This is a genomic window from Kitasatospora sp. CB02891 (assembly GCF_002803145.1).
Taxonomy (GTDB): Bacteria; Actinomycetota; Actinomycetes; order Streptomycetales; family Streptomycetaceae; genus Kitasatospora; species Kitasatospora griseola.
In genome coordinates, this window is record NZ_NNBO01000005.1 from 287,333 (window position 1) to 308,957 (window position 21,625).

General features: G+C 75.1%; 4 protein-coding genes (1 of these 4 only partly in view). All 4 read left to right on the top strand.

Annotation, left to right across the window (positions count from 1 at the left end; all coding sequences use genetic code 11):
• Tightly spaced (at most 14 nt apart), the 4 genes in view from CG736_RS38600 to CG736_RS14420 form a layout consistent with a single transcriptional unit that may run on beyond the window.
• Positions 1-19,064, top strand: partial view of an SDR family NAD(P)-dependent oxidoreductase gene (locus CG736_RS38600; RefSeq protein ID WP_198520502.1) — the 3' portion only. Its footprint begins 2,671 nt before the window's first position; only the last 19,064 of its 21,735 coding nucleotides appear in the window; its start codon lies off the left edge, out of view; the stop codon is at positions 19,062-19,064.
• Positions 19,065-19,078: 14 nt separating this feature from the next.
• Complete coding sequence (locus CG736_RS14410; protein ID WP_100586605.1) at positions 19,079-20,065, top strand: LnmK family bifunctional acyltransferase/decarboxylase; 987 nt, start codon at positions 19,079-19,081, stop codon at positions 20,063-20,065.
• Positions 20,062-20,325 (top strand): acyl carrier protein, encoded by a 264-nt coding sequence (locus CG736_RS14415; RefSeq protein ID WP_100586606.1) that lies wholly within the window; start codon positions 20,062-20,064, stop codon positions 20,323-20,325. The genes CG736_RS14410 and CG736_RS14415 overlap by 4 nt, the downstream gene beginning before the upstream one ends.
• On the top strand, positions 20,322-21,578 hold the full coding sequence (locus tag CG736_RS14420; RefSeq protein WP_100586607.1) for a hydroxymethylglutaryl-CoA synthase family protein: 1,257 nt from the start codon (positions 20,322-20,324) through the stop codon (positions 21,576-21,578). The genes CG736_RS14415 and CG736_RS14420 overlap by 4 nt, the downstream gene beginning before the upstream one ends.
• The last annotated feature ends 47 nt before the right edge of the window (positions 21,579-21,625 follow it).

A 21,625-nucleotide genomic window follows, 5' to 3' on the forward strand; every position in this document is an offset into this window, starting at 1 on the left:
CACCGACCCGCGAGGCCGGCCGGCCGCAGCCCGCCGACGAACCCGTGGCGATCATCGGCGTGGCCGGGCGCTACCCCGGCGCCGAGGACCTCGACGCGTTCTGGCGCAACCTCGCCGAGGGCCGCGACTGCGTCACCGAGGTACCCGCCGACCGCTGGGACCACGAGGCGTTCTTCGCCGAGGAGAAGGGTGCGGCGGGCCGCACCTACAGCCGCTGGGGCGGCTTCCTGGACGGCGTCGACCGCTTCGACGCGGCCTTCTTCGGGATCTCCCGCCGGGAGGCCGAGCGGATGGACCCCCAGGAGCGGCTGTTCCTCACCACCGGTTGGCGGGCCGTCGAGGACGCCGGCTACCGGCCGGACACGCTGGCCGGCGGCCGGGTCGGCGTCTTCGCCGGCGTCATGTGGAGCCACTACCAGCTGCTCACCGACCCGCGCAGCGGCGTGAACCCGACCGCGCTGCACTGCTCGGTGGCCAACCGGGTCTCGTACTGCCTCGACTTCAAGGGCCCGAGCATGGCCGTCGACACGGCCTGCTCCTCCTCGCTGACGGCGATCCACCTGGCCGTCGAGAGCCTGCGCCGCGGCGAGTGCGCCGCCGCCGTGGCGGGCGGCGTCAACGTCGCCGTGCATCCGCAGAAGTACCTCCAGCTCGCCGAGGGCCGGTTCCTCTCCGAGGACGGCCGCTGCCGCAGCTTCGGCGCGGACGGCACCGGATACGTGCCCGGCGAGGGCGTCGGCGCCGTGGTCCTCAAGCCGCTGTCCCGGGCCCTCGCCGACGGCGACTTCGTGTACGCCGTCATCCGCGGGTCCTCGCTCAACCACTCCGGCCGCACCAGCGGCTTCACCGTCCCCAGCCCCGCCGCGCAGGCCGCGCTGATCCGGGACGCCGTCGACGGCTCGGGCCTCGACCCGGCGACCATCGGCTGCATCGAGGCGCACGGCACCGGCACCAGCCTGGGCGACCCGATCGAGATCGAGGGGCTGCGCAGCGCCTTCGCCGACGCCGGGCTCGCCCCCGGCAGTTGCGCGGTCGGCTCGGTGAAGTCCGCCATCGGCCACCTGGAGAGCGCCGCCGGCATCGCCGCCGTCACCAAGGTGCTGCTGCAGATGAAGCACCGCCGGCTGGCGCCCTCGCTCCACGCCGAGCGGCTCAACCCGCACATCGACTTCTCCGACACCCCGTTCCACGTCCAGCGGACGGCCGAGCCGTGGACGCCCGCCCCGGGCTGCGACGTGCTGCGGGCCGGCGTCTCCGCCTTCGGCGCGGGCGGCGCCAACGCCCACCTGCTGCTGGAGAGCGCACCGCCCGCCGACGCCCCCGGGCCGGACGGCGAGCAGCCGCAGGTCTTCGTGTTCTCCGCGCGGGACGAGGAGACCCTGCGGGCCACCCTGCGCCGGCACCTGAGCCACCTTGAGGGCGCGCCGGACAGCGGCGCCGACAGCGGGGCGACCGCCCTGGTCACCGCCGAGGTGGCCCGGATCCTCGGCGTCCCGGACAGCGCGATCGACCCGCGGGAGACCCTGGTCGACCTCGGCGTGGACCGCGTCGGCCTGGCCGGGCTGACCCGGAGCCTCGGGGACCGGCTGCCCGCCGCGGCCACCCCCTTCACGGGCGACGCCACGATCGTCGACATCGCCGCGAACCTCGCCCCGCGTGCCGGCGGCACGCGGGGACTGCCCCCGGCCGCGGACGTCGCCTTCACCCTCCAGACCGGCCGGGTGGCGCTGCCGGTGCGGCTCGCCGTCGTGGCCACCGGCCTGGACGGGCTGCGGCGCGAGCTGACCGACCACCTCGACGGCCACGGCACCGGCCGGAACCGCTTCACCGGCGACGGGGAACGGCGCACCGACCACCCGGCCCCCGCGCCGGACCGGCTGGTCGAGCTCCACCGCGCGGGCGACCTGCACGAGGTGGCCCGGAACTGGGCCGCCGGCGCCGACCTGCCGTGGGAGGCCTGCCACGACACCGCGGCGGTCCGCCGGCCCCGGCGGGTCCCGCTGCCCGTGCAGCCGTTCAACGAGCAGCGGTACTGGCTGGGCGAGTGGCAGCAGGAACAGCAGCGGCCGGCCGCTCCGGCGCCCGCCCGCCCGGCGGACGCCGCGCCCGCCGCCGCGCCCGTCGTCGAGCCCGCCGCCGCGCCCGTAGTCCGGCCTGCCGCCGGGCCCGTCGTCGAGCCGCGGCCGGCTCCGCTCCCCGGACTCGACCGCGACGAGGTGGTGCGGGCCGTCGAGGACGCCCTCTGCGCCGAGCTGTACCTGGAGCGCCACGAGATCGACGCCCGGCAGAGCTTCCACGAGATGGGCCTGGAGTCGGTCGGCGCGGTCCGGATGACCCAGCGGCTGGGCGAACGCTTCGGGCTGAGCATCGACCCGGTCGCGCTCTTCGACCACCCGACGGTGCCGCGCCTGGCCGAGCACCTCCTCACCGCGGACCGGACCGCTCCGGCGCCCGCCCCCGCCGAGGAACCGGCGCCGGCGCCGTCGCGCGACGACATCGCCGTCATCGGCATGTCGGGCCGCTTCCCCGGCGCCGAGAACCTCGACGAGTTCTGGGCGAACATCGTGGCCGGCCGCCACAGCTTCGCCGAAGTCCCGCGCGGGCGGTGGGCCGTCGACCCGGTCTACGACCCCGACCGGCGGGTTCCCGGCCGGACCTACACCAAGGCCGCGGCGATGCTGCCCGACGTCGACCGCTTCGACGCCGCGCTGTTCAACATCTCGCCGCTCGAGGCCGAGGTGATGGACCCGCAGCAGCGGCTGTTCCTCCAGCAGGCCTGGGCGGCGCTGGACGACGCCGGCCACGCCGTCCACTCCGCGGAACGCACCCGCTGCGGCGTGTTCGTCGGCTGTGCGCCCGGCGACTACAGCCTGCTGCTCGCCGAGGCCGGGCAGGCGGACAGCGGACACGCGTTCCTCGGGACGACCAGCTCGATCATGCCCGCGCGGATCGGCTACCTGCTGAACCTCGTCGGGCCCACCATGGCCGTCGACACCGCCTGCTCCTCCTCGCTGGTGGCCGTCCACCTCGCCGCCGAGAGCATCCGGCGCGGCGAGTGCTCGATGGCGGTGGCCGGCGGCGTGGCCCTGATGGTGACCCCGCAACTGCACATCCGCGCCAGCAAGGTCGGCATGCTCTCGCCGCTCGGGCAGTGCCTGCCCTTCGACGCGGCGGCCGACGGAACGGTGCTGGGCGAGGGCGTCGGCTGCGTCGTCCTCAAGCGCCTCGACCGGGCGATCGCCGACGGCGACCACATCCACGGCGTCATCCGGGCGACCGGCATCAACGGCGACGGCCGGACCAACGGCATCACCGCGCCCAGCGCCCGGTCGCAGGCCGCGCTGATCGCCGAGGTGCACGAACGCGCCGGAGTGACCGCCGAGGACATCGGCTACGTCGAGGCCCACGGCACCGGCACCCCGCTCGGCGACCCCATCGAGGTCAAGGCGCTGACCGAGGTCTTCCGGCGCACCACCGACCGGGTCGGCTACTGCGCCCTCGGCACGGTCAAGGCCAACATCGGGCACACCACCATGGCCGCGGGGGTCGCCGGGCTGCTCAAGGTCCTGCTCGCGCTGCGCCACGGCGAGCTCCCGCCCGCGCCGGCCTTCGACGCCCCCAACCCCAAGACGGGGCTGGAGAGCAGCCCGTTCTTCGTGGTGCCCGAGCGTCGGCCCTGGCAGCCGGGCGCGCAGGGCGTGCGGATGGCGACCGTCAGCAGCTTCGGCTTCAGCGGCACCAACGCGCACGCGGTGATCGCCGAGGCGCCCCGCCTTCCGGCGCCGCCGCAGCAGCCGGACGGCGACCACCTGGTCGTGGTGTCGGCCCGCGACGAGGCGGCGCTGGGCCGGGCCCTGGCCCGGCTGTCCGCGGCGCTCACCGGCGACCTGTCGCTGCGGGACGTCGCGTTCACCCTCGCCGTCGGCCGCAGCCACTGGCCGGTCCGGATCGCCTTCGTCGCCGACGACCTCGCCGAACTGGGGCAGCGGCTGGCCGAGGCCGCGGGCGGCGGCCTGCCCGCCGGCTGCTTCCGGGGCGGCGCGGCCGGTGCGGAGCAGGCCCCGGGCGGGTCCGGGCGCCGGGCGGAGCTGGAACGCCTGGCCCGGGCGTACGTCTCCGGGCAGGACCCCGACTGGTCCGGACTCTTCGAAGGCAGCGGCGCCCGCCGGGTGCCGCTGCCCGCCTACCCGTTCGCCGACGACCGGCACTGGGTCGAGCTGCCGCAGGCCCCGGCCGACGACCGGCACCCGTTCGTCGGCGCGCCCGTCGGCAGCCCCGGCACCGGCGCGGGCGCGCTGTTCGAGGTCGGCGTCCCGGCGGACCACTGGCTGCTGGACCACCACCGGGTGGGCGGCGGGCCGGTCCTCCCCGGCGCCGCGAGCCTCGACCTGGCGGCTGCGTCGGCGCGGGCCTGCGGACTGTCGGGGCCGCTCGAACTGACCGGTGTGCGCTGGCTGCGGCTGGTCGACCCGGCGGCGGCCGCGGACCTCAAGGTGCGGATCACCGCGACCGAGGACGGACACGGGTTCCAGATCGGCGCCGGCGACTCGCCGGAGCCGTACGTCCGCGGCGGCCTGTCCGGGCCGACCGGGGTCGACCGGGACGAGGTCCTCGACCTGGCCGCGATCGCCGGGCGCTGCCCGGGCGAGGTGCCCGCCGAACGCTTCTACCAGGACTTCCGCTCCGCCGGGATCGAGTACGGCGCCTCCTTCCGCGTCCTGGCGAGGATCTCCTTCAACGGGAACGAGGCGCTGGGCCGCTTCACCGGGGCCCCGGCCCGGCCCGGCTTCCTGCTCGACCCGTCCCTGCTCGACGGCGCCCAGCAGCTGGTCGCCGCGCTGGAGGCCGGCAACGACGCGATCCTCGTGCCGTTCGCCGTCGACACCGTCACCGTCCTGGCGCCCGGCGCCGTGCCCGTCTGGGCCCACGTCGAACGGGCCGGCCGGCAGCGCTACCGGGTGCGGCTCGCCGACGCCTCGGGGCGGGTGTGCGTGCGCTACGAAGGACTCTCGCTGCGGGCCCGGAACAACCCGGCCGACGAGATGACGTACCGCCCGGTCTGGCGCGAGGCGGCCCCGGCCGGCCGGGCCGCCGTCGAGGCCCCGGGGCGGCGCGTCGCCGTGGTGCACACCGCCGACGCGGCGGACCTCGCCGAGGCCCTCGCGGCCCGCACCGGCGCCGCCGTCACCGTGGCGCTCCCCGACGCGGGCGAGGCCGACCTCGCTCCGCTCGACGCCCCGCTGGACGCGATCCACTTCGTCGCCCGGACCGGGACGCCCGGCGTCGACCCCGAGCGGGACGGCACCACGCTCGCCCTGTTCCGGCTGGTCAAGCGCCTCATCGCGGCCGGACGCACCCGGGACCGGCTGGAACTGCGGATCGTCACCGCGGGCGCCGTCCCGGCCGACGCGGACGACCCGATCGTGCCGCACGCCGCCGGACTGCTCGGCATCGCCCGGGCGGTCGCGTCCGAGTGCCCGCGCTGGCGGGTCTCCTGCGTCGACGTCGGCGCCGGCCACCGCGACCCGGCCCGGACCGCCGACCGGATCGCGGCGGAGCCCGGCACGGAACCGCTGGTGCTGCTGCGCGGCGACCGGCGGCTGGAACGCACCTTCGACCCGGTGCGACTGCCCGCGCCCGAGGGCGCCGCGCCGTTCCGGCAGCAGGGCGTGTACGTGATCGCGGGCGGCGCGGGCGGCATCGGCTTCGCGCTCAGCCGCCTGCTGGCCCGGATCGCGCAGGCCCGGCTGGTCTGGCTCGGCCGCAGCCCGCAGGGGCCGGACCACGAGGCCAAGGCCGCGGAGATCGCCGCGCTCGGCGGCCGGGCCCTGTACCTGCAGGCGGACGTCGCCGACGAGGCCGCCCTGCGGCGCGCCACGGCCCGGGCCGTGGCGGAGTTCGGCGCCGTCCACGGCGCGATCCACGCCGCCCTGGACCTCCAGGACCGCACGATCGCCAACATGGACGAGGCCGCGTTCACCGCGGGCCTCGCCCCCAAGGTCGCCGGGATCACCGCCTTCGCCCGGGTCCTCGGCGACCGGCCGCTGGACTTCATGCTGGTCTTCTCCTCGGCCGTCTCCTTCGTCGAGGCGGGCGGGCAGGCCAACTACGCCGCCGCGAGCACCTTCGAGGACGCCTACGTCCAGTGGCTGGACCGGCAGCGCCCGTACCCCGTCTCGGTCGTCAACTGGGGCTTCTGGGGAAGCGTCGGCGCCGTCGCCAACCAGCGGATGCGCGAAGCGTTCGCGAAGCTGGGCATCGGTTCGATCGAGCCCGCCGAAGGCATGGCGGTGCTGCGCCGGGTCATCGGCGCGCGGCTGCCGCAGACCCTGGCGATGAAGGCCGACCGCGCCGCACTGCCCGCCATGGGCATCCACGTGACCGGCGACGCGAGCCGGACCCGGACCGAGGCCGTGCAGCCCGCCGCGCCCGAGGCCCCGTCGGCGGCTCCTGCTGCGGGGGGCGTCGCGGTGGCGGCGGTGCGGGGGTATGTGGCGGGGGTTTTCTCGGAGGTGTTGAAGACGCCGGTGGCGGGTCTGGAGCCGTCGGCGACGTTCGAGAACTTCGGGGTCGATTCGTTGGTGAGTCTGAACATCATCGACCGGTTCGAGCAGGATCTGGGCGATCTGCCCGCGACGTTGCTGTTCGAGCACATGACGATCGACCAGCTCGCCGCCCACCTCCTGGCGGAGCACGGCGAACGGCTGACCGGGCTGCTCGCGCCCGCCGGCGCCGCGGCCCCGGCGGCCCCCGCGGTCCGGCCGCTGCCCGTCGAGGCCCCGGCCGCCCGGCCGGCCGGCACCGAGCCCGCCGTCCTGAACCGCGCGCGGGAGGCGTTCGCCGAGGTCGAGGCGTACAGCCGCGACCTGCTGCGCACCGTGCTGCACCGGATGGCGGGCCGACCCGCCGCCGGCACCCGGGTACCGGTCGCCGAACTCGCGGCGCGGATCGGCGTGGTGGAACGGCACCGGAGGCTGCTGGACGCGGTGCTCGACATCGCCCGCGCCGACGGCGCCGTCCGGATGCACGGCGCGGCCGTCGAGTTCACGGCCGAGGCCGGTCGACCCGGCCCGGACGGCGCGGGCGCCGAACTGGCCCTGCGCCACCCGGAGATGGCCGGGCACGTCCACCTGGTCGGGCGCTGCTGCGAGGCCCTCCCCGAGGTCCTCGCGGGGCGGCGCAACCCCATGGACGTGCTGTTCCCGAAGGGCTCGGTCGCGCTCGTCGAGCCGATCTACAAGGGCCAGCCCATCGCCGACCACTTCAACCGGACGCTGGCCGAGGAGGTCGTCGCCGCCGCCCGCCGGGCGTACGAACGGACCGGCCGCCCGGCACGGGTGCTGGAGATCGGCGCGGGCACGGGATCGAGTTCCGCGACCGTGCTCCCCGCCTGCGGCGAACTCGGCGGCGACGGCGTCCACTACGTCTACACGGACATCTCCCCGGCGTTCCTGCGGCACGGCGAGCGGGAGTTCGAGCGCGCACACCCCTTTATGTCGTTCCGGACCCTGGACATCTCCAAGGACCCGCTCGCCCAGGGCTTCGAGGCCGCCGACTTCGACGTCGTGTTCGGCACGCACGTCCTGCACGCCACCCCCGACATCGAGCGGACGATGGCGAACATCGGCACGCTGCTGCGTCCCGGCGGGATCGCCCTGGTCAACGAGATCACCCGGTTCTCCGACTTCCTCACCCTCACCTTCGGCCTCACCACCGGCTGGTGGATGTACGAGGACGGCGAGCGCCGGCTGCCGCACTCGCCGCTGCTGAGCCCGGAGCAGTGGGCGCGGACCGCCGAATCCGCGGACCTCGCAGCGGTGCGCACGCACGGCGTCCCGGGAGCGGCGGCGGGCGAGTCGGCCCAGTCCCTGATCGTGGTCGCGAAGCCCGAGGCGGCTCCTGCTGCGGGGGGCGACGTGGCGGCGGCGGTGCGGGGGTATGTGGCGGGGGTGTTCTCGGAGGTGTTGAAGACGCCGGTGGCGGGTCTGGAGCCGTCGGCGACGTTCGAGAACTTCGGGGTCGATTCGTTGGTGAGTCTGAACATCATCGACCGGTTCGAGCAGGATCTGGGTGATCTGCCCGCGACGTTGCTGTTCGAGCACATGACGATCGACCAGCTCGCGGCGCACCTCCTGGCGGAGTACGGCGACCGCATCCCGATGGGAGCTGCCCCGGAGCCGGAGCCTGCGTTCGAGCCGGAGCCGGAGCCTGCGTACGAGCCCGAGCCCGAGCCGGAGCCCGAGCTGGAGCCGGAGCCGATCCAGGTCTCCGAACCCGTCGCCCCCGAACCCGGCGCCGTCGAGCCCCCCGCCATGCCGGTCGCGCCGGCCCGCTCCGGCGACATCGCGATCATCGGGGTCGCCGGCCGGTTCCCGGCCTCGCCCGACCTGGACACCTTCTGGGCCAACCTCTCGCAGGGCCGCAGCTGCATCACCGAGATCCCGGAGAAGCGCTGGGACTGGCGACCCCACTTCGACGAGCGCAAGGGCGTCAAGCACCGGACGTACAACCGCTGGGGCGGCTTCCTCGACGACGTCGACGCCTTCGACGCGCCGCTCTTCGGCATCCTGCCGCGGGAGGCCAACGACATCGACCCCCAGGAGCGGCTGTTCCTGGAGACCTGCTGGGAGCTGCTGGAGACCACCGGCCACCTCGGCGAGCGGACCAGGCAGGCGAGCACCGGTGTCTTCGCGGGCGTGATGTACGGCGAGTACGGACTCCTCGCCGCCGCCGCGGACTGGCCGGAGGGCCGCTACGCGACCGGGCACTCCGCGTTCTGGTCGATGGCCAACCGGGTGTCGTACACCTTCGACCTCCAGGGGCCGAGCTTCGCGGTGGACAGCGCCTGCTCGTCCGCGCTCACCGCGGTCCACCTGGCGTGCGAGAGCCTGCGCCGCGGCGAGTGCCTGCAGGCGGTCGCCGGCGGGGTCAACCTGATCCTCCACCCCGCGCACTTCGCCGCGCTCGCCGCCCGGAACATGCTGGCGACCGGCGACGGCTGCCGGGTCTTCGACGCCGACGCGGACGGCTTCGTGCCGGGCGAAGGCGTCGGGGCGGTGCTGCTGAAGCCGGTCGAGCAGGCCGAGGCCGACGGCGACACCATCTGGGCCGTCGTCAAGGGCAGCCTGAGCAACGCCGGGGGCAAGGTCAGCGGCTACACCGTGCCCAACCCCAACGCCCAGGCGCAGCTCATCGAGGAGACGCTGCGCCGGTCCGGTATCCACCCGCGGACGGTGTCCTACGTCGAGGCGCACGGGACGGGAACGGCGCTGGGCGACCCGATCGAGGTGGCGGGCCTCACCCGCGCGTTCCGCTCGCTCGGCGTGACGGACCCGGACTTCTGCGCCGTCGGATCGGTCAAGTCCAACATCGGCCACCTGGAGGGCGCGGCCGGCATCGCCGCACTCGCCAAGGTGCTGCTCCAGTTCAAGCACCGCACCCTCGCGCCGACGATCAATCTGGACACGGTCAACCCGAAGATCCGCTTCGAGGGTTCGCCGTTCCGGCCGCAGCGCACCGCGACGCCCTGGGAGCGGCCGGTCGCCGACCTCGGCACGGGCGAGCGGACCTGGCCGCTCCGCGCGGGAATCAGCTCGTTCGGAGCAGGAGGAGCGAACGTCCACATGATCCTGGAGGAGTACGTCCCGTTTGACGCGGATGGCCCGGACGGCGCCGACGGTGCGACTGCGGCTGTCGCGGCGGAGCAGCAGGTGTTCCTGCTGTCGGCGCTGAGCCGGGACGCGCTGCGCACCCACGCCGAGCAGGTCGCGGACTTCCTGGAGAGCCCGGCCGGCCTGGCCGCCCCGCTGCGCGACCTGGCCTCGACCAGCCGGACGGGCCGCCGCGAGCTGCCCGAACGGCTCGCCGTCACGGGCTCCGACCACGCCGCGATCGCCGCCGGGCTGCGGCGGTTCGCGACCGGCGACCTCGCCGACGGCGGGTTCGTCAGCGGGACGGCGGTCAAGGGCGCGACGTCCGACGGCCCCTCGGAGGACCCCGCGCGGGACTGGGTGCGCGGCGTGCCCGTCGACTGGCACGCGTTCGGGGCCGCCGACGGGGCGCGCAAGGCGGCGTTCCCCACCTACCCGTTCGAGCGTCGGCGGCACTGGATCACCGGGGCGGCCCGGCCGGCGGGCCCACCGGAACCGCAGGCGGAGTCCGGGCCCACCGGGCCGGTCGACGAGGTGGAACCCACCGGGCCCGGCGGCGAGGTGGAACCCACCGGGCCCGGCGGCGAGGTGGAACCCACCGGGCCCGCGCCGCGGTCCGAGCACACCCAGCAGGCGGAGCACCCACGACAGGAGGCAACGGTGGACAGTGACCAGCCGACCGTGGTCGAGCGGCCGGTCACCCACCCGGCGATCGACATCGCGCGGCACCACCGGATCGACGGAGCCCGCTGCGTCCCCGGTGTCGGCCTGCTGGAGGTGGCGCGCGGGGCGATGCCCGGCGCGGACGACTTCCCGCTGCGGATGACCGGAATCCGGTGGCTCTCCCCGGTCGATCTCGACGCGGGCGTGGACCGGGTCCGGGTGGCGCTCACCCCGCAGCACGAGACCGGGGCGACCGCGTTCCAGCTCTCCGTGCCCGCGGCGGACGGCTTCCGCACGGCCGCCCGGGGCGTGCTGGCGAACGACCCGCAGGCCACGGCCGACCCGGCCCTGGACCTGGCGGCCGTGCGCCGCCGGTGCGGGGAGCGGCGGTCCGCCAAGGACTTCTACGAGGCGTTCTCCCGCGGCGGCCTGAGCTACGGCCGCCCGCTGCGGGTGGTGGCCGAACTGTGGATCGGCGACAGCGAGGCCCTGGCCCGGCTCGCGAGTGCCCAGCAGACCCGCCAGAGCACGCTCCGGTTCGTGCTGCCGCCCACGCTGCTCGACGGCGCGCTGCAGGTCGTCTCGGTGCTCTGCGAGGAGGAGTCCGGCTACCTGCCGGTCGGCATTTCGGAGCTGCGCGCCCACGGCGCCCTGCCCATGGACTGCTGGGCCCGGGTGCGCGAGGTGACGCCGGAGGGCCGCCGCAACGGCCACCGGCGCTTCGACATCCGGCTGACGGACGGCGACGGCCGGGTCCTCGCGGCCCTCGACGGCCTGGAGATCGCCCCCCGGTCGGCGGACCGGCCGGCCGACGAGGCCCCGACGGCCGCCCCCGTGACCGGCGGGTCGGCGGCGCCCGCCGTCCGCGCGCCCGTCCCGACCCGGACCAGGTACCTGCGCCCGGTCTGGGAGCCGGCCCCGCTCGCCGTCGACCCGTCGGTGCCGCGCACCGTGCTGGTGCACGCCGAGGACGGCGCCGCCCGACAGGCGCTCGTCGAGCGACTCGCCGCACTGGGCGCCACCGCCGTGACGGTCGCCGAGGGCGAGGGCTTCGCCCGTACGGAGGACGGCGGATACCTGCTGCGCACCGCCGACCCGAGCTCGTACGAGCAGCTCGTCGCGGACCTCGCGGCGCGCGGCCCGGTGCCCGACGCGATCGTGCACCTGGCCGCCCCCCGCCCGCTGCCGGGCCCGGACGCCGCCGACACCGCCCTGCCCGCGGTGCTCTGGTCGAGCGTCGCGGTGCTGCGGCGGCCCGAACAGCCGCGCCTGACAGTGCTGTACGCCCACACCGGCACGCCCGAGGACGTCGACCCGCTCGACTGCGCCGTCGGCGGGACGCTGCGCACCCTCGCCCTGGAGCACAGCCGGTTCCGCGGGGTGCGGCTCGCCCTGCCCGGCGGACGGCCCGGCCCCGAGCACGCCGACCGGATCGTCGAGGAACTGCTGAACGCCCGGGCGGGCGCCCAGGACGTCGACCACCGCGACGGCGTGCGGCGCGTCAAGGAGCTGCGGCCGTTCGAACCGCAGGCCACCGGGACCGGCGGGTTCGCCCTGCGTGACGGCGGCACCTACCTGATCACCGGCGGGGCGGGAGCCATCGGCCTCCACTTCGCGCGCTTCTTCGCCGGCCTCGACCGGGCCGCCACCGTCGTCCTCGCGGGCCGATCGGCCGTCGACGACCGGATCGTCGAGGAACTGTCCGGGACCAGGACCCGAGTGGTGTACCGGCGCGCCGACCTGCGCGACCCCGAGGAGACCTCGGCGCTGGTGGCCGGCCTCACGGCCGAGTTCGGCCCGCTGCACGGCGTCATCCACTCCGCGGGCGTCAGCCGCGACGCCCGCGCGGTGCGCAAGACCCCGGAGGAGGTGGCGGCCGTGCTGGGGCCGAAGGTCGCCGGCACCGTCCACCTCGACCGGGCGACGGCCGGTCAGCCGCTGGACTTCTTCGTGCTGTTCTCCTCGATGTCCGCCGAGGCGGGCAACCCCGGACAGGCCGACTACGCCTACGCCAACGCCTTCCTCGACGCCTTCGCCGCCCGGCGGGCCCGCCTCGTCACGGCGGGGGACCGGTCCGGCACCACGCTGGCCGTCTGCTGGCCGCTCTGGGAGGACGGCGGGATGACGGTCGACGACGCCACCCGCGAACTGTTCGCCCGCAAGTGGGACATGGTGCCGCTGAGCACGGAGGCCGCACTCGCCGCCTTCGTCTGCGCACTCGCCGCCGGCGAGCCGTGCTGCGCGGTGGTCGAGGGCCTGTCGACCGGACAGCCCGAGGCCGCCACCGCCGCGCCCGCCCCGGTGGCCGTCGCCGCGGCGCCGGAGCCGGTCGCGGGCGACCCGGAGGTCCGGGAGTCGACCGAGCGTCGGGTGCGGCTGATGGCGGCCGAGTTCCTGCTGGTGGACGAGTCGGACGTGGACCCCCGTGCGGAGCTGCTGGAACTGGGCTTCGACTCGATCACGCTCACCGAGCTGGTGAACAAGGTCAACGAGCAGTTCGGGCTCGACCTGCTGCCCACGGTGCTGTTCGAGTGCCCGGACATCGCCTCGTTCACCGACTACCTGGTCGAGCACCACCGCGCCGAACTGTCGGCCGGGCAGGCGTCCCCGGAGCCCGCTCCGCAGCCGCAGCCCGAGCCCGAGCCGGTCGTGGTTCGGGTGGCCGCAACGGCGGTCGAGCCGGAGTCGGAGCCGGAGTCGGAGTCGGAGCCCACGGCCGCGGCCGCCGACCGTCCCGTCGCCGTCATCGGCATGGCCGGGGTGTTCCCCGGGTCGGCGGACGTGGACGCCTTCTGGGCGCACCTGGTGGCCGGTGACGACCTGGTCCGGCCGGTGCCGGACGACCAGGACCGGGCGGCGCTGCTCGCCGACCCGGTGGCCCGGGGCATGCGCGGCGGCTTCCTGGACGCGGTGAGCGCGTTCGACGCGCGCCTGTTCGGCATCTCGCCGAACGAGGCGGCGCTGATGGACCCGCAGCAACGCCTGTTCCTCCAGGCCGTCTGGCGGTCGATCGAGGACGCCGGGTACCGGCCGAGCGGCCTGGCCGGCTCCCGGACCGGCATCTTCGCGGGGGTCGCCACGCACGACTACGACGACCTGCTCAAGGAGCGCGGCGTGGCGTCCGAGGCGCACGCCGCCACCGGGATCGCGCACTCCGTGCTGCCCAACCGGGTGTCCCACCTGCTGGACCTGCACGGGCCGAGCGAGGCCGTCGACACGGCCTGCTCCAGCTCGCTGGTGGCGCTGCACCGGGCCGTGCGGTCCCTGCGCGAGGGCGAGTGCGAACTGGCCGTCGCCGGCGGCGTCAACGCGATCCTCTCCCCGGGGCTGCTGCGGTCGTTCGCCGGGTCGGGGATGTTGAGCGAGGACGGCCGGTGCAAGACCTTCGACGCGGCGGCCGACGGGTACGTGCGGGGCGAGGGCGTGGGCGCGGTCGTGCTCAAGCCCCTCGACCGCGCCCTCGCCGACGGGGACCAGATCCACGCGGTGATCCGGGGGAGCGCGGTGAACCACGGCGGGCGCTCCACCTCGCTGACGGCGCCCAACCCCGAGGCGCAGGCCCGCGTGGTCGCGGAGGCCGTCCGGTCGGCCGGCGTGGCGCCGGACACCATCGGCTACATCGAGACGCACGGCACCGGCACCCGGCTCGGAGATCCGGTCGAGATCGAGGGACTGAAGAAGGCGTTCACCCAACTCCACGCGGAGCGTGGCGAGTTGCTGCCGGGCGACGGGCGGATCGCGCTCGGCGCGGTGAAGTCCGCGATCGGCCACACGGAGACCGCGGCCGGAGTCGCCGGCCTGCTGAAGGTCCTGCTGTGCATGCGGCACCGGATGCTCCCGGCGAACCTGCACTTCAGCGAGCCGAACCCGTACCTGCGACTGGCGGACACCCCGTTCCGGATCAACGACCGGCTGCGGCCGTGGGAGCCGGCCCGGACCGCCGACGGCCGGCCGGTGTGGCGCGCGGGCGTCAGCTCGTTCGGGTTCGGCGGCTCCAACGCCCATGTCGTGCTGGAGGCGTACGAACCCGGCGGGCACCCGGCCGACGACCGCCGGGCCGACGACCGACGGGCGGTGGTCGTACCGCTGTCCGCGGGCAGCCCGGAGGACCTGGCCGACTACGCGGGTCGGCTCTCCCGCCACCTGCTGGCCCACCCGGAGGCGGACCTCGCGCGGGTGGCCCACACCCTGCGGACCGGTCGCGCCGAACGCCCGCACCGGTGCGCCGTGTCCGTGCACGACCGGGACGAACTCGCCCGCGTGCTGGCCGACTTCGCCGCGGGCGGGCAGCCGGCCGGGGTGGTCGCCGGAACCGCGCGGCGCGGCGTCCCCGCGGCGCGGGGCGACGAGGGGACGACCCGGCTCATGGAGCTGTGGTGCGAGGGCGCCGCCGTGTCGTGGCCGTCCGACGGCCCCGTCCCCGGCCGACTGTCCCTTCCGTCCGCACCGTTCGCCCGCACCCGGCACTGGGTCGACTCCCTCGGCCGCGCCACCGCCGAACCGCGGCGGACCGCGCACCACCGGCCCGGCGACACCGGCCGGGCGACCCGCGGCGAAGAGCCGCCCCGGAACACCCACAAGGAGACCCCCGTGCTGTCGATCCCCGCCGAGCGCCCGACCGGCCCGACCGGCCCCGAGCCGGCCGGGCGGGGGCCGAAGGTGAAACTCACCCTGCCGACCGCGCGGACCGCGCAGAGCGCCCCGACGGTGTCCGCGCCCCGGCCGCCCGCGCCTGCCCCCGTCGCTGCCGTGGCCGTCGCCGAGTCGCCGGCCCCGGCCGTCGCCCCGGGGGCCGACGCCATCGCCACGCTGCTGCGCGACCAGTTGGCGACGATCCTCGGCACCGCGGCCGCCGACATCGGCGACGACGTCCCGTTCGCCGAGCTGGGGCTCGACTCCATCTACCGGATGGACCTCGCGCGGCTGCTCAACACCACCTACTCGCTCGACCTGAAGGCCGCGGAGCTGTACGACTTCGACACGGTCGCCAAGCTGTCCGGCTTCGTGGCCCCGCTCTGCGGCCCCACCCCGACCGTGCCCGTCGCTCCGGTCGCGCCCGTCGCGCCCGCAGCTCCGCCCGTGGCCGCAGCTCCGGTCGCGCCCGTCGCTCCTGCCGTGCCCGCCGCTCCCGCCGTTCCGACCGTGAGCCCGGGGGCGGCGGCCCCGGCCGCGGGCGACCTGGAGGAGCTGCTGCTCGGCGCGCTGGCCGAGGCGCTGGGCCGGCCGGTGGACCGGCAGCTCACCTTCACCGACAACGGCTTCACGTCCTTCGACATGCTCAAGTCCGTGGCGGCGCTGGAGAAGCAGTTCGGGGCGCTGCGCAAGACGCTGCTCTTCGACCACCCGACGGTCGCCGAGCTGGCCGTCGCGCTCGGCGGCTCGCACGGTTCGGACGCGGCCCGGCTGCTGCGCGACGGTGCGGGCCGGACGGCCGATCCGTCGCCGGCGGCCGCGGACGGTGCGGCGCGGAGCGCGTACCGGGGCGGTGCGCTGGTGGTCGAGAAGACCGGGCTGGCCGACCGGCCGGAGATCGCCGCGGTCGTCGCAGACCTGGAGCACCGGTACGGCCGCGAGGGCGGCCTGCCCGGTCGGGACATCGCCCCGCTGATCTTCCTCGGCGCCGCCCGCACCGCGTACTTCAACTTCTCCCGGCGCGGCGACGCGATGCTGACCTGGAGCTACGTCGGGCCGACCGAGCAGATGCCCGCGCTGGCGGCGGAGTACGTGGAGTACGGCCGCGCGCACGGCATCGACCCGAACATCGTCTCGCTGATCCGACTGGAGGAGGAGGCCGGCGTCCGGTTCACCGCGACGCCGTTCGGGGCGCTGCAACGGCTCGACGACATCACGGACTTCTCGCTGACCGGCGGCCGGATGGCGCGGCTGCGCTACATCATCGGCAAGTTCGAGAAGGCCGGGGCCTGCCGCACGGTGGAGTACCGGGTGGGTTCCGACCCGGACACCGACCGGGCGATCACCGAGATGATCGACCAGTGGGGCCAGGGCAAGGAGATGGTCAACCCCTACGTCTTCACGGTCCGCGACGAGATCGGGCGGGGCCTGCTGCAGCCGCGCCACCGGATGTTCCTCACCTACGTCGACGACCGCATGGTCAACGCGGTGATCGTGACGAAGATCCCCTCGGAGCCCGGCTACCTGCTCGACCTGGAGTTCTACCCGCAGGACGCCCCGCTGGGCGGGCTGGACTACGCCGTGGTCGCGATCATCGAGCGGACCGCGGCGGAGGGCAGCACCGTCTTCAGCTTCGGCGGCAGCTTCGGCGCCAAGATCTGCGAGTCGCCGAACGCCGCTCCCGAGGTGGAGGCCGCCCTGGCGGAACTGCGGTCCCGGGGCATCTTCACCGGCGACGGCAACTTCCGCTTCAAGAACAAGTTCCGCACCACCAACCTCCCGCTCTACCTGTGCCAGCCGGCGGACTCCGCCCGCACCGACGTCTCCCGGCTGATCCTGATGATCGCGGACCCGACCGTCGACGCGCCCCGGCCGGACGGGGTCCCCGTCCCGCCCGCGCCCACGCCGGCGGCGTCCGTGCCCGTCCCTGTCGTCGCCGCACCCGCGCCGGTCGTCCCGGAGCGCCCGGCCCCCGCCGACGAGGCCGCCGCGCGGCGCGAGCGGTTGCTCGCCGCGCACGGCTGGAACCCGCTGCACGTCCCGGCGGACGAGGTGGAGTACGACCTGATCACCGACTCCTGGGCCGAGCAGTCCCCGGCGCTGACCGCCGCACGCACCGGACAACTGCGCTCCCGCGCCGCCCTCCTGGCGCCCGGTCAGACCCTGGGGGGCATCGACCTGCTGCCGTTCTCCTGTGTGCTGCCGACGCCCTCCGGGCGGGACGCCGAGGCGGCCCTGTGCCGGTCGTGGCCCACCCGCGGGCCGGTGGTGCTGCACAACTCGGTCTTCCCGACCTGGTACTTCAGCCTGCTGGACAACGGCTTCGAGCCGGTCGCGGTGCGCACCGCGCCGAGCGGGGCGTTCCGGGGCGACCTCGACCTCGCGCACCTGGCGGCCCGGTTCGCCGAGCACGCCGGCCGGATCGCGTTCTGCTGCGTCGAGGTCTCCACCAACGCGCAGGGCGGGGCCGCGATCTCGCTCGCCAACCTCACCGCCGTCCGGGAACTGGCCGACCGTCACGGCGTACGGCTGGTCCTCGACGCCACCCGTGCGCTGGACAACGCCGTGGTGATCGCCGAGGCCGAGCCGGAGCACCTGGGCCGGGACCCGTTCGACGTGGTGCAGGAGATCCTCGCGCTCGCCGACGCCGCGACCGTGAGCCTGAGCAAGGACTTCGGGACCGACACCGGAGGGATCGTCGCCACCGACGACCCGGAGGTCGCCCACCACCTGCGGGAGCGGGTCAACCTGCGCGGCCCGGGGGTCGGCCGGTCCGGCCGGGCGCTGGCCGCCGCGGCGCTGGGCGACCGCGAGTGGGCCGTCCGGTCCGTGCGCGAGCGGGTCCACCGGGTGGCCGCGCTGCACCGGCGGCTCACCGACGCGGGCGTGCCCGTCGTGCGGGGCGCCGCCACCCACTGCGTCCTGCTCGACACGGCGCGGATGCCGCAGCTGCGGGGCGTCGAGCACCCCGTCCCGGCCGCGCTGGCCTGGATCTACCAGCACACCGGCATCCGGGCGGCCGCGCACCTGAGCGCCGACCCGCAGGACGCGGGCCTGATCCGGCTCGCCGTCCCGGTCGGTCTCGACGACGCGGCCGCCGACGACATCGCGGACCGCCTGACCGGGCTGTTCGCCCGGCCGGGCGCCGTCCGCGACCTGCTGCTCGCGGCACCGGACGCCGAGGCCCCGGGCAATGCGGCGCTGGCCCACTACCACCCCGCGGAGCACGTGCCCGGGGACGTCAGGGAGGCCCTGGTCGAGGGCCACGAGGCGCGCAACGAGACCCTGGCGGTGCTGCGGGGATTCGCCCCGGACATCGAGCACAGCCTGCTGCGCCTGCCCGGCGGGGAGGTCGAGGTGTGGAGCGCCGGCGCGGGCCCCGTCCTGCTGATGATGCTGCCGTTCAACATCGGGGCGGGCCTGTTCGGCCCGCAGTTCGCCGAACTGACGGACCGTCACCGGGTGATCGTCGTGCACCACCCCGGGGTCGGCGCCACCACGCTGGCGGACGACCTCAGCTACGCGGGCCTCGCGGACCTGGCCCGGAGGGTGCTCGACGAACTGGGCGTCCGGGAGCCGGTCCACATCGCCGGCGCCTCGTTCGGCGGGCTGGTCGCCCAGACCTTCGCCCTGCGGCACCCCGGCACGACCGCCTCGCTGACGCTGATCGGCAGTTCGTACAAGCTGGGCAACCGCTCGGAGGAGGTCAACCGGCTCGCCGTCGTCGTCCAGGAGGACTTCGACAACGTCGAGCGGCGCAGCGGCTCGGCCCGGTTCGCGGCCGAGCGCGCCCGGCACGAGGAGGTGCTGCTGCGCTGCGAGAGCATGGATCCGCTCACCGGGCTGCGGTACCTGGACGTGTTCGCCGCCGAGCCCGACCTGCTGGGCCGCCTCGGGGACCTCGCGGTGCCGACGCAGATCCTCCAGGGCCGTCACGACACCGTCATCCCGCTGAAGACGGCGCACCTGCTGCACGGCCTGATCCCCGACTCGCGCTACCACGAGCTCGCCGACGCGGGTCACTTCCCGAGCCTGACCAGTGCGAAGGAGGTCAACGAACTCCTGACGACCTTCGTCGCGCAGCACACCCCCGCCGCCGCGACCAGCCCGTCCCGATGAGGAGCACTGCACCGATGACGACACCGATCACCCGCCCCCGGCGGCCGGCCGAGGCGCTGCCGGAGGTCCGCCGGACCGTCACCGTGCGGCCGGGGATGTGCGGGCCGAGCTCCCTGTTCCCGGGCCTGCTCGGCGACTTCACCTGGGAGACGGTCAGCGAGCTGGGCGGCACGGACGTGTTCACCGCCAGCGACGGCGCCGGCCACCCCACCTACCTGGCGTTCTACTACTTCCGGGTGCGCGGCAGCCGTTCCTTCCACCCGCGCCTGCTCGGCTTCGGGGACCGGCTCGACGTGGTTTCCGGCTGCTACGACCAGGGCAGTGAATCCGTGCTCACCCTGCACCGGGTGAGCCGGAGCGGCGGCCAGGACGCCGAACGCCCGCTGGACCCGGCGGAGTTCCACCTCGCCCCGCGCGAGGACTGCCTGTACGTGGAGAACTTCAACCGCTGGGTGGCCCGCGGCACCCCGGGCAGCAACCAGGGCCTGGTGAAGTCCTCCCCGCCGGGTTTCCGGCACGAGGCACTGCCGCCGCTGCCCGAGGAGTTCTCCCCGCGGGCGGTCTACCAGGGCGCCCGCCGCGACCTGACGTTCCACGATCCGGCCGATCCGGCCTACCGGCCGGTTCCCGGGACGGTGACCGTGGAGCACCCGGTCGACGTCGTCCGCGACGTCAACGGGGTGGGGCTGCTGTACTTCGCGTCCTACTTCGCGATGGTCGACGAGGCGCTGCTGGCACTGTGGCGCGAGCGGGGCGGCACGGACGCCGGGTTCCTCGGCCGCGCGGCCGTGGACCAGCAGATCTGCTACCTGGGCAACGCGGACGTGGACACCGTGCTGACCCTGACCGCGTCGTCGCGGCGCCGGAGCGGCGACCCGGGCGACGAGCTCACCGACGTGGTGATCCGCGACCGGGACACCGGCCGGGTCATCGCCGTCAGCACCACCCGCACCCTGACCGCCGGCACCACCACCGGACCCTCTCGGAAGGAATCGCAGTGACACTCGCCCCACATCCGCAGCGGGCCGCGACAGAACGGCTCGTCCGGGAGGTCGTGCGCAGCATCCTCCCCGGCGTCAGTGAGGAACTCATCGGCGGCAAGCGCCACTTGAAGGATCTGGGAGCCGACTCGGTGGACCGGGTGGAGATCATCGGGCTGCTGATCGAACGGACCGGCATCAGCACGCCGATGTCCGAGTTCAGCGACGTCCCCGACATCGAGGCCATGGTCGACCTGCTCTGTCGCGAGCAGCAGCGGTGACCGGGCCCGAGCGGAGCCGGCGGACCGGCTACGGGATCGAGGCCCTGAACGTGTGGTGCGGGCTCGCCGCCATCACGGTGCCCGAGCTGTTCCGGGGGCGGGGCCTCGACCCCTCCCGGATCGAGAACCTGATGATGACCCGGCGTTCGATCGGGCTGCCCTTCGAGGACCCGGTCACCAACGCGGTGAACGCCGCCCGGCCCGTCGTCGACGCCCTCAGCCCGCAGGAGCGCGCCCGGATCGAGATCCTGGTGACCTCCACCGAGTCCGGGGTGGACTACAGCAAGTCCGTCTCCTCCTACGTGCACAAGTACCTCGGCCTGAGCCGCAACTGCCGGATGATCGAGGTGAAGCAGGCCTGCTTCGGCGCGACGGCCGCCGTGCAGACCGCCGTCGGCTACCTGGCCTCCGGCGTCTCCCCGGGCGCCAAGGCCCTGGTCATCGCGACGGACGTGGCCGTCGTCGACGAGGCGGCCGAGTACTCGGAGCCGGCCGCCGGGCACGGGGCCGCCGCCGTCCTGCTGAGCGACGACCCCCGGGTCATGGCCATGGACCTCGGCGCCTTCGGCAACTACAGCTACGAGACGCTCGACTCGGCCCGGCCCTCGCCGCGGTTCGACATCGCCGACGTCGACCGCTCGCTGTTCGCCTACCTCGACTGCCTGAGCAACAGCTTCGCGGACTACGCCAGCCGGGTCGAAGGGGCCGACGTCTCCACCACCTTCGACCACCTGGTGATGCACACCCCGTTCGCCGGGCTGGTGAAGGCCGCCCACCGCAAGCTGATGCGGGAGTCCGGCCGCCCGGCCGCGGACCTCCAGGAGGACTTCGCCCGCCGGGTCACCCCCTCGCTGCGCTACCCCTCGACGGTCGGCAACCTCTGCTCCGGCTCCGTCTACCTGGCGCTCGCCAGCCTGCTGGACTCCGGGGCGGTCACCGAGGCCGGCCGGGTCGGGATCTTCTCCTACGGGTCGGGCTGCTCGTCCGAGTTCTTCAGCGGGACGGTGGACGAGCAGTCGGCCGCGACGGTCTCCGCCATGGGCATCGCCGCCCACCTGGAGAACCGCGCCGACCTGGCGTTCTCCGAGTACACGGAGCTGCTGGAGGAGAACCTGAAGTGCCTGGTGCCGGTGCAGAACCGGACGATCGACAGCGGGCGCTGGGAGGCCGTCGCGCGCCGCGCGGGCGGCCGCAAGGAGATGCTCGCCTTCACCGGGGTGAAGGACTACCACCGGCAGTACGAGTGGCGCTGAACGCGGCCGGCGCCGAACGACAGGACGAGAACGGAGAGAGGGAGACG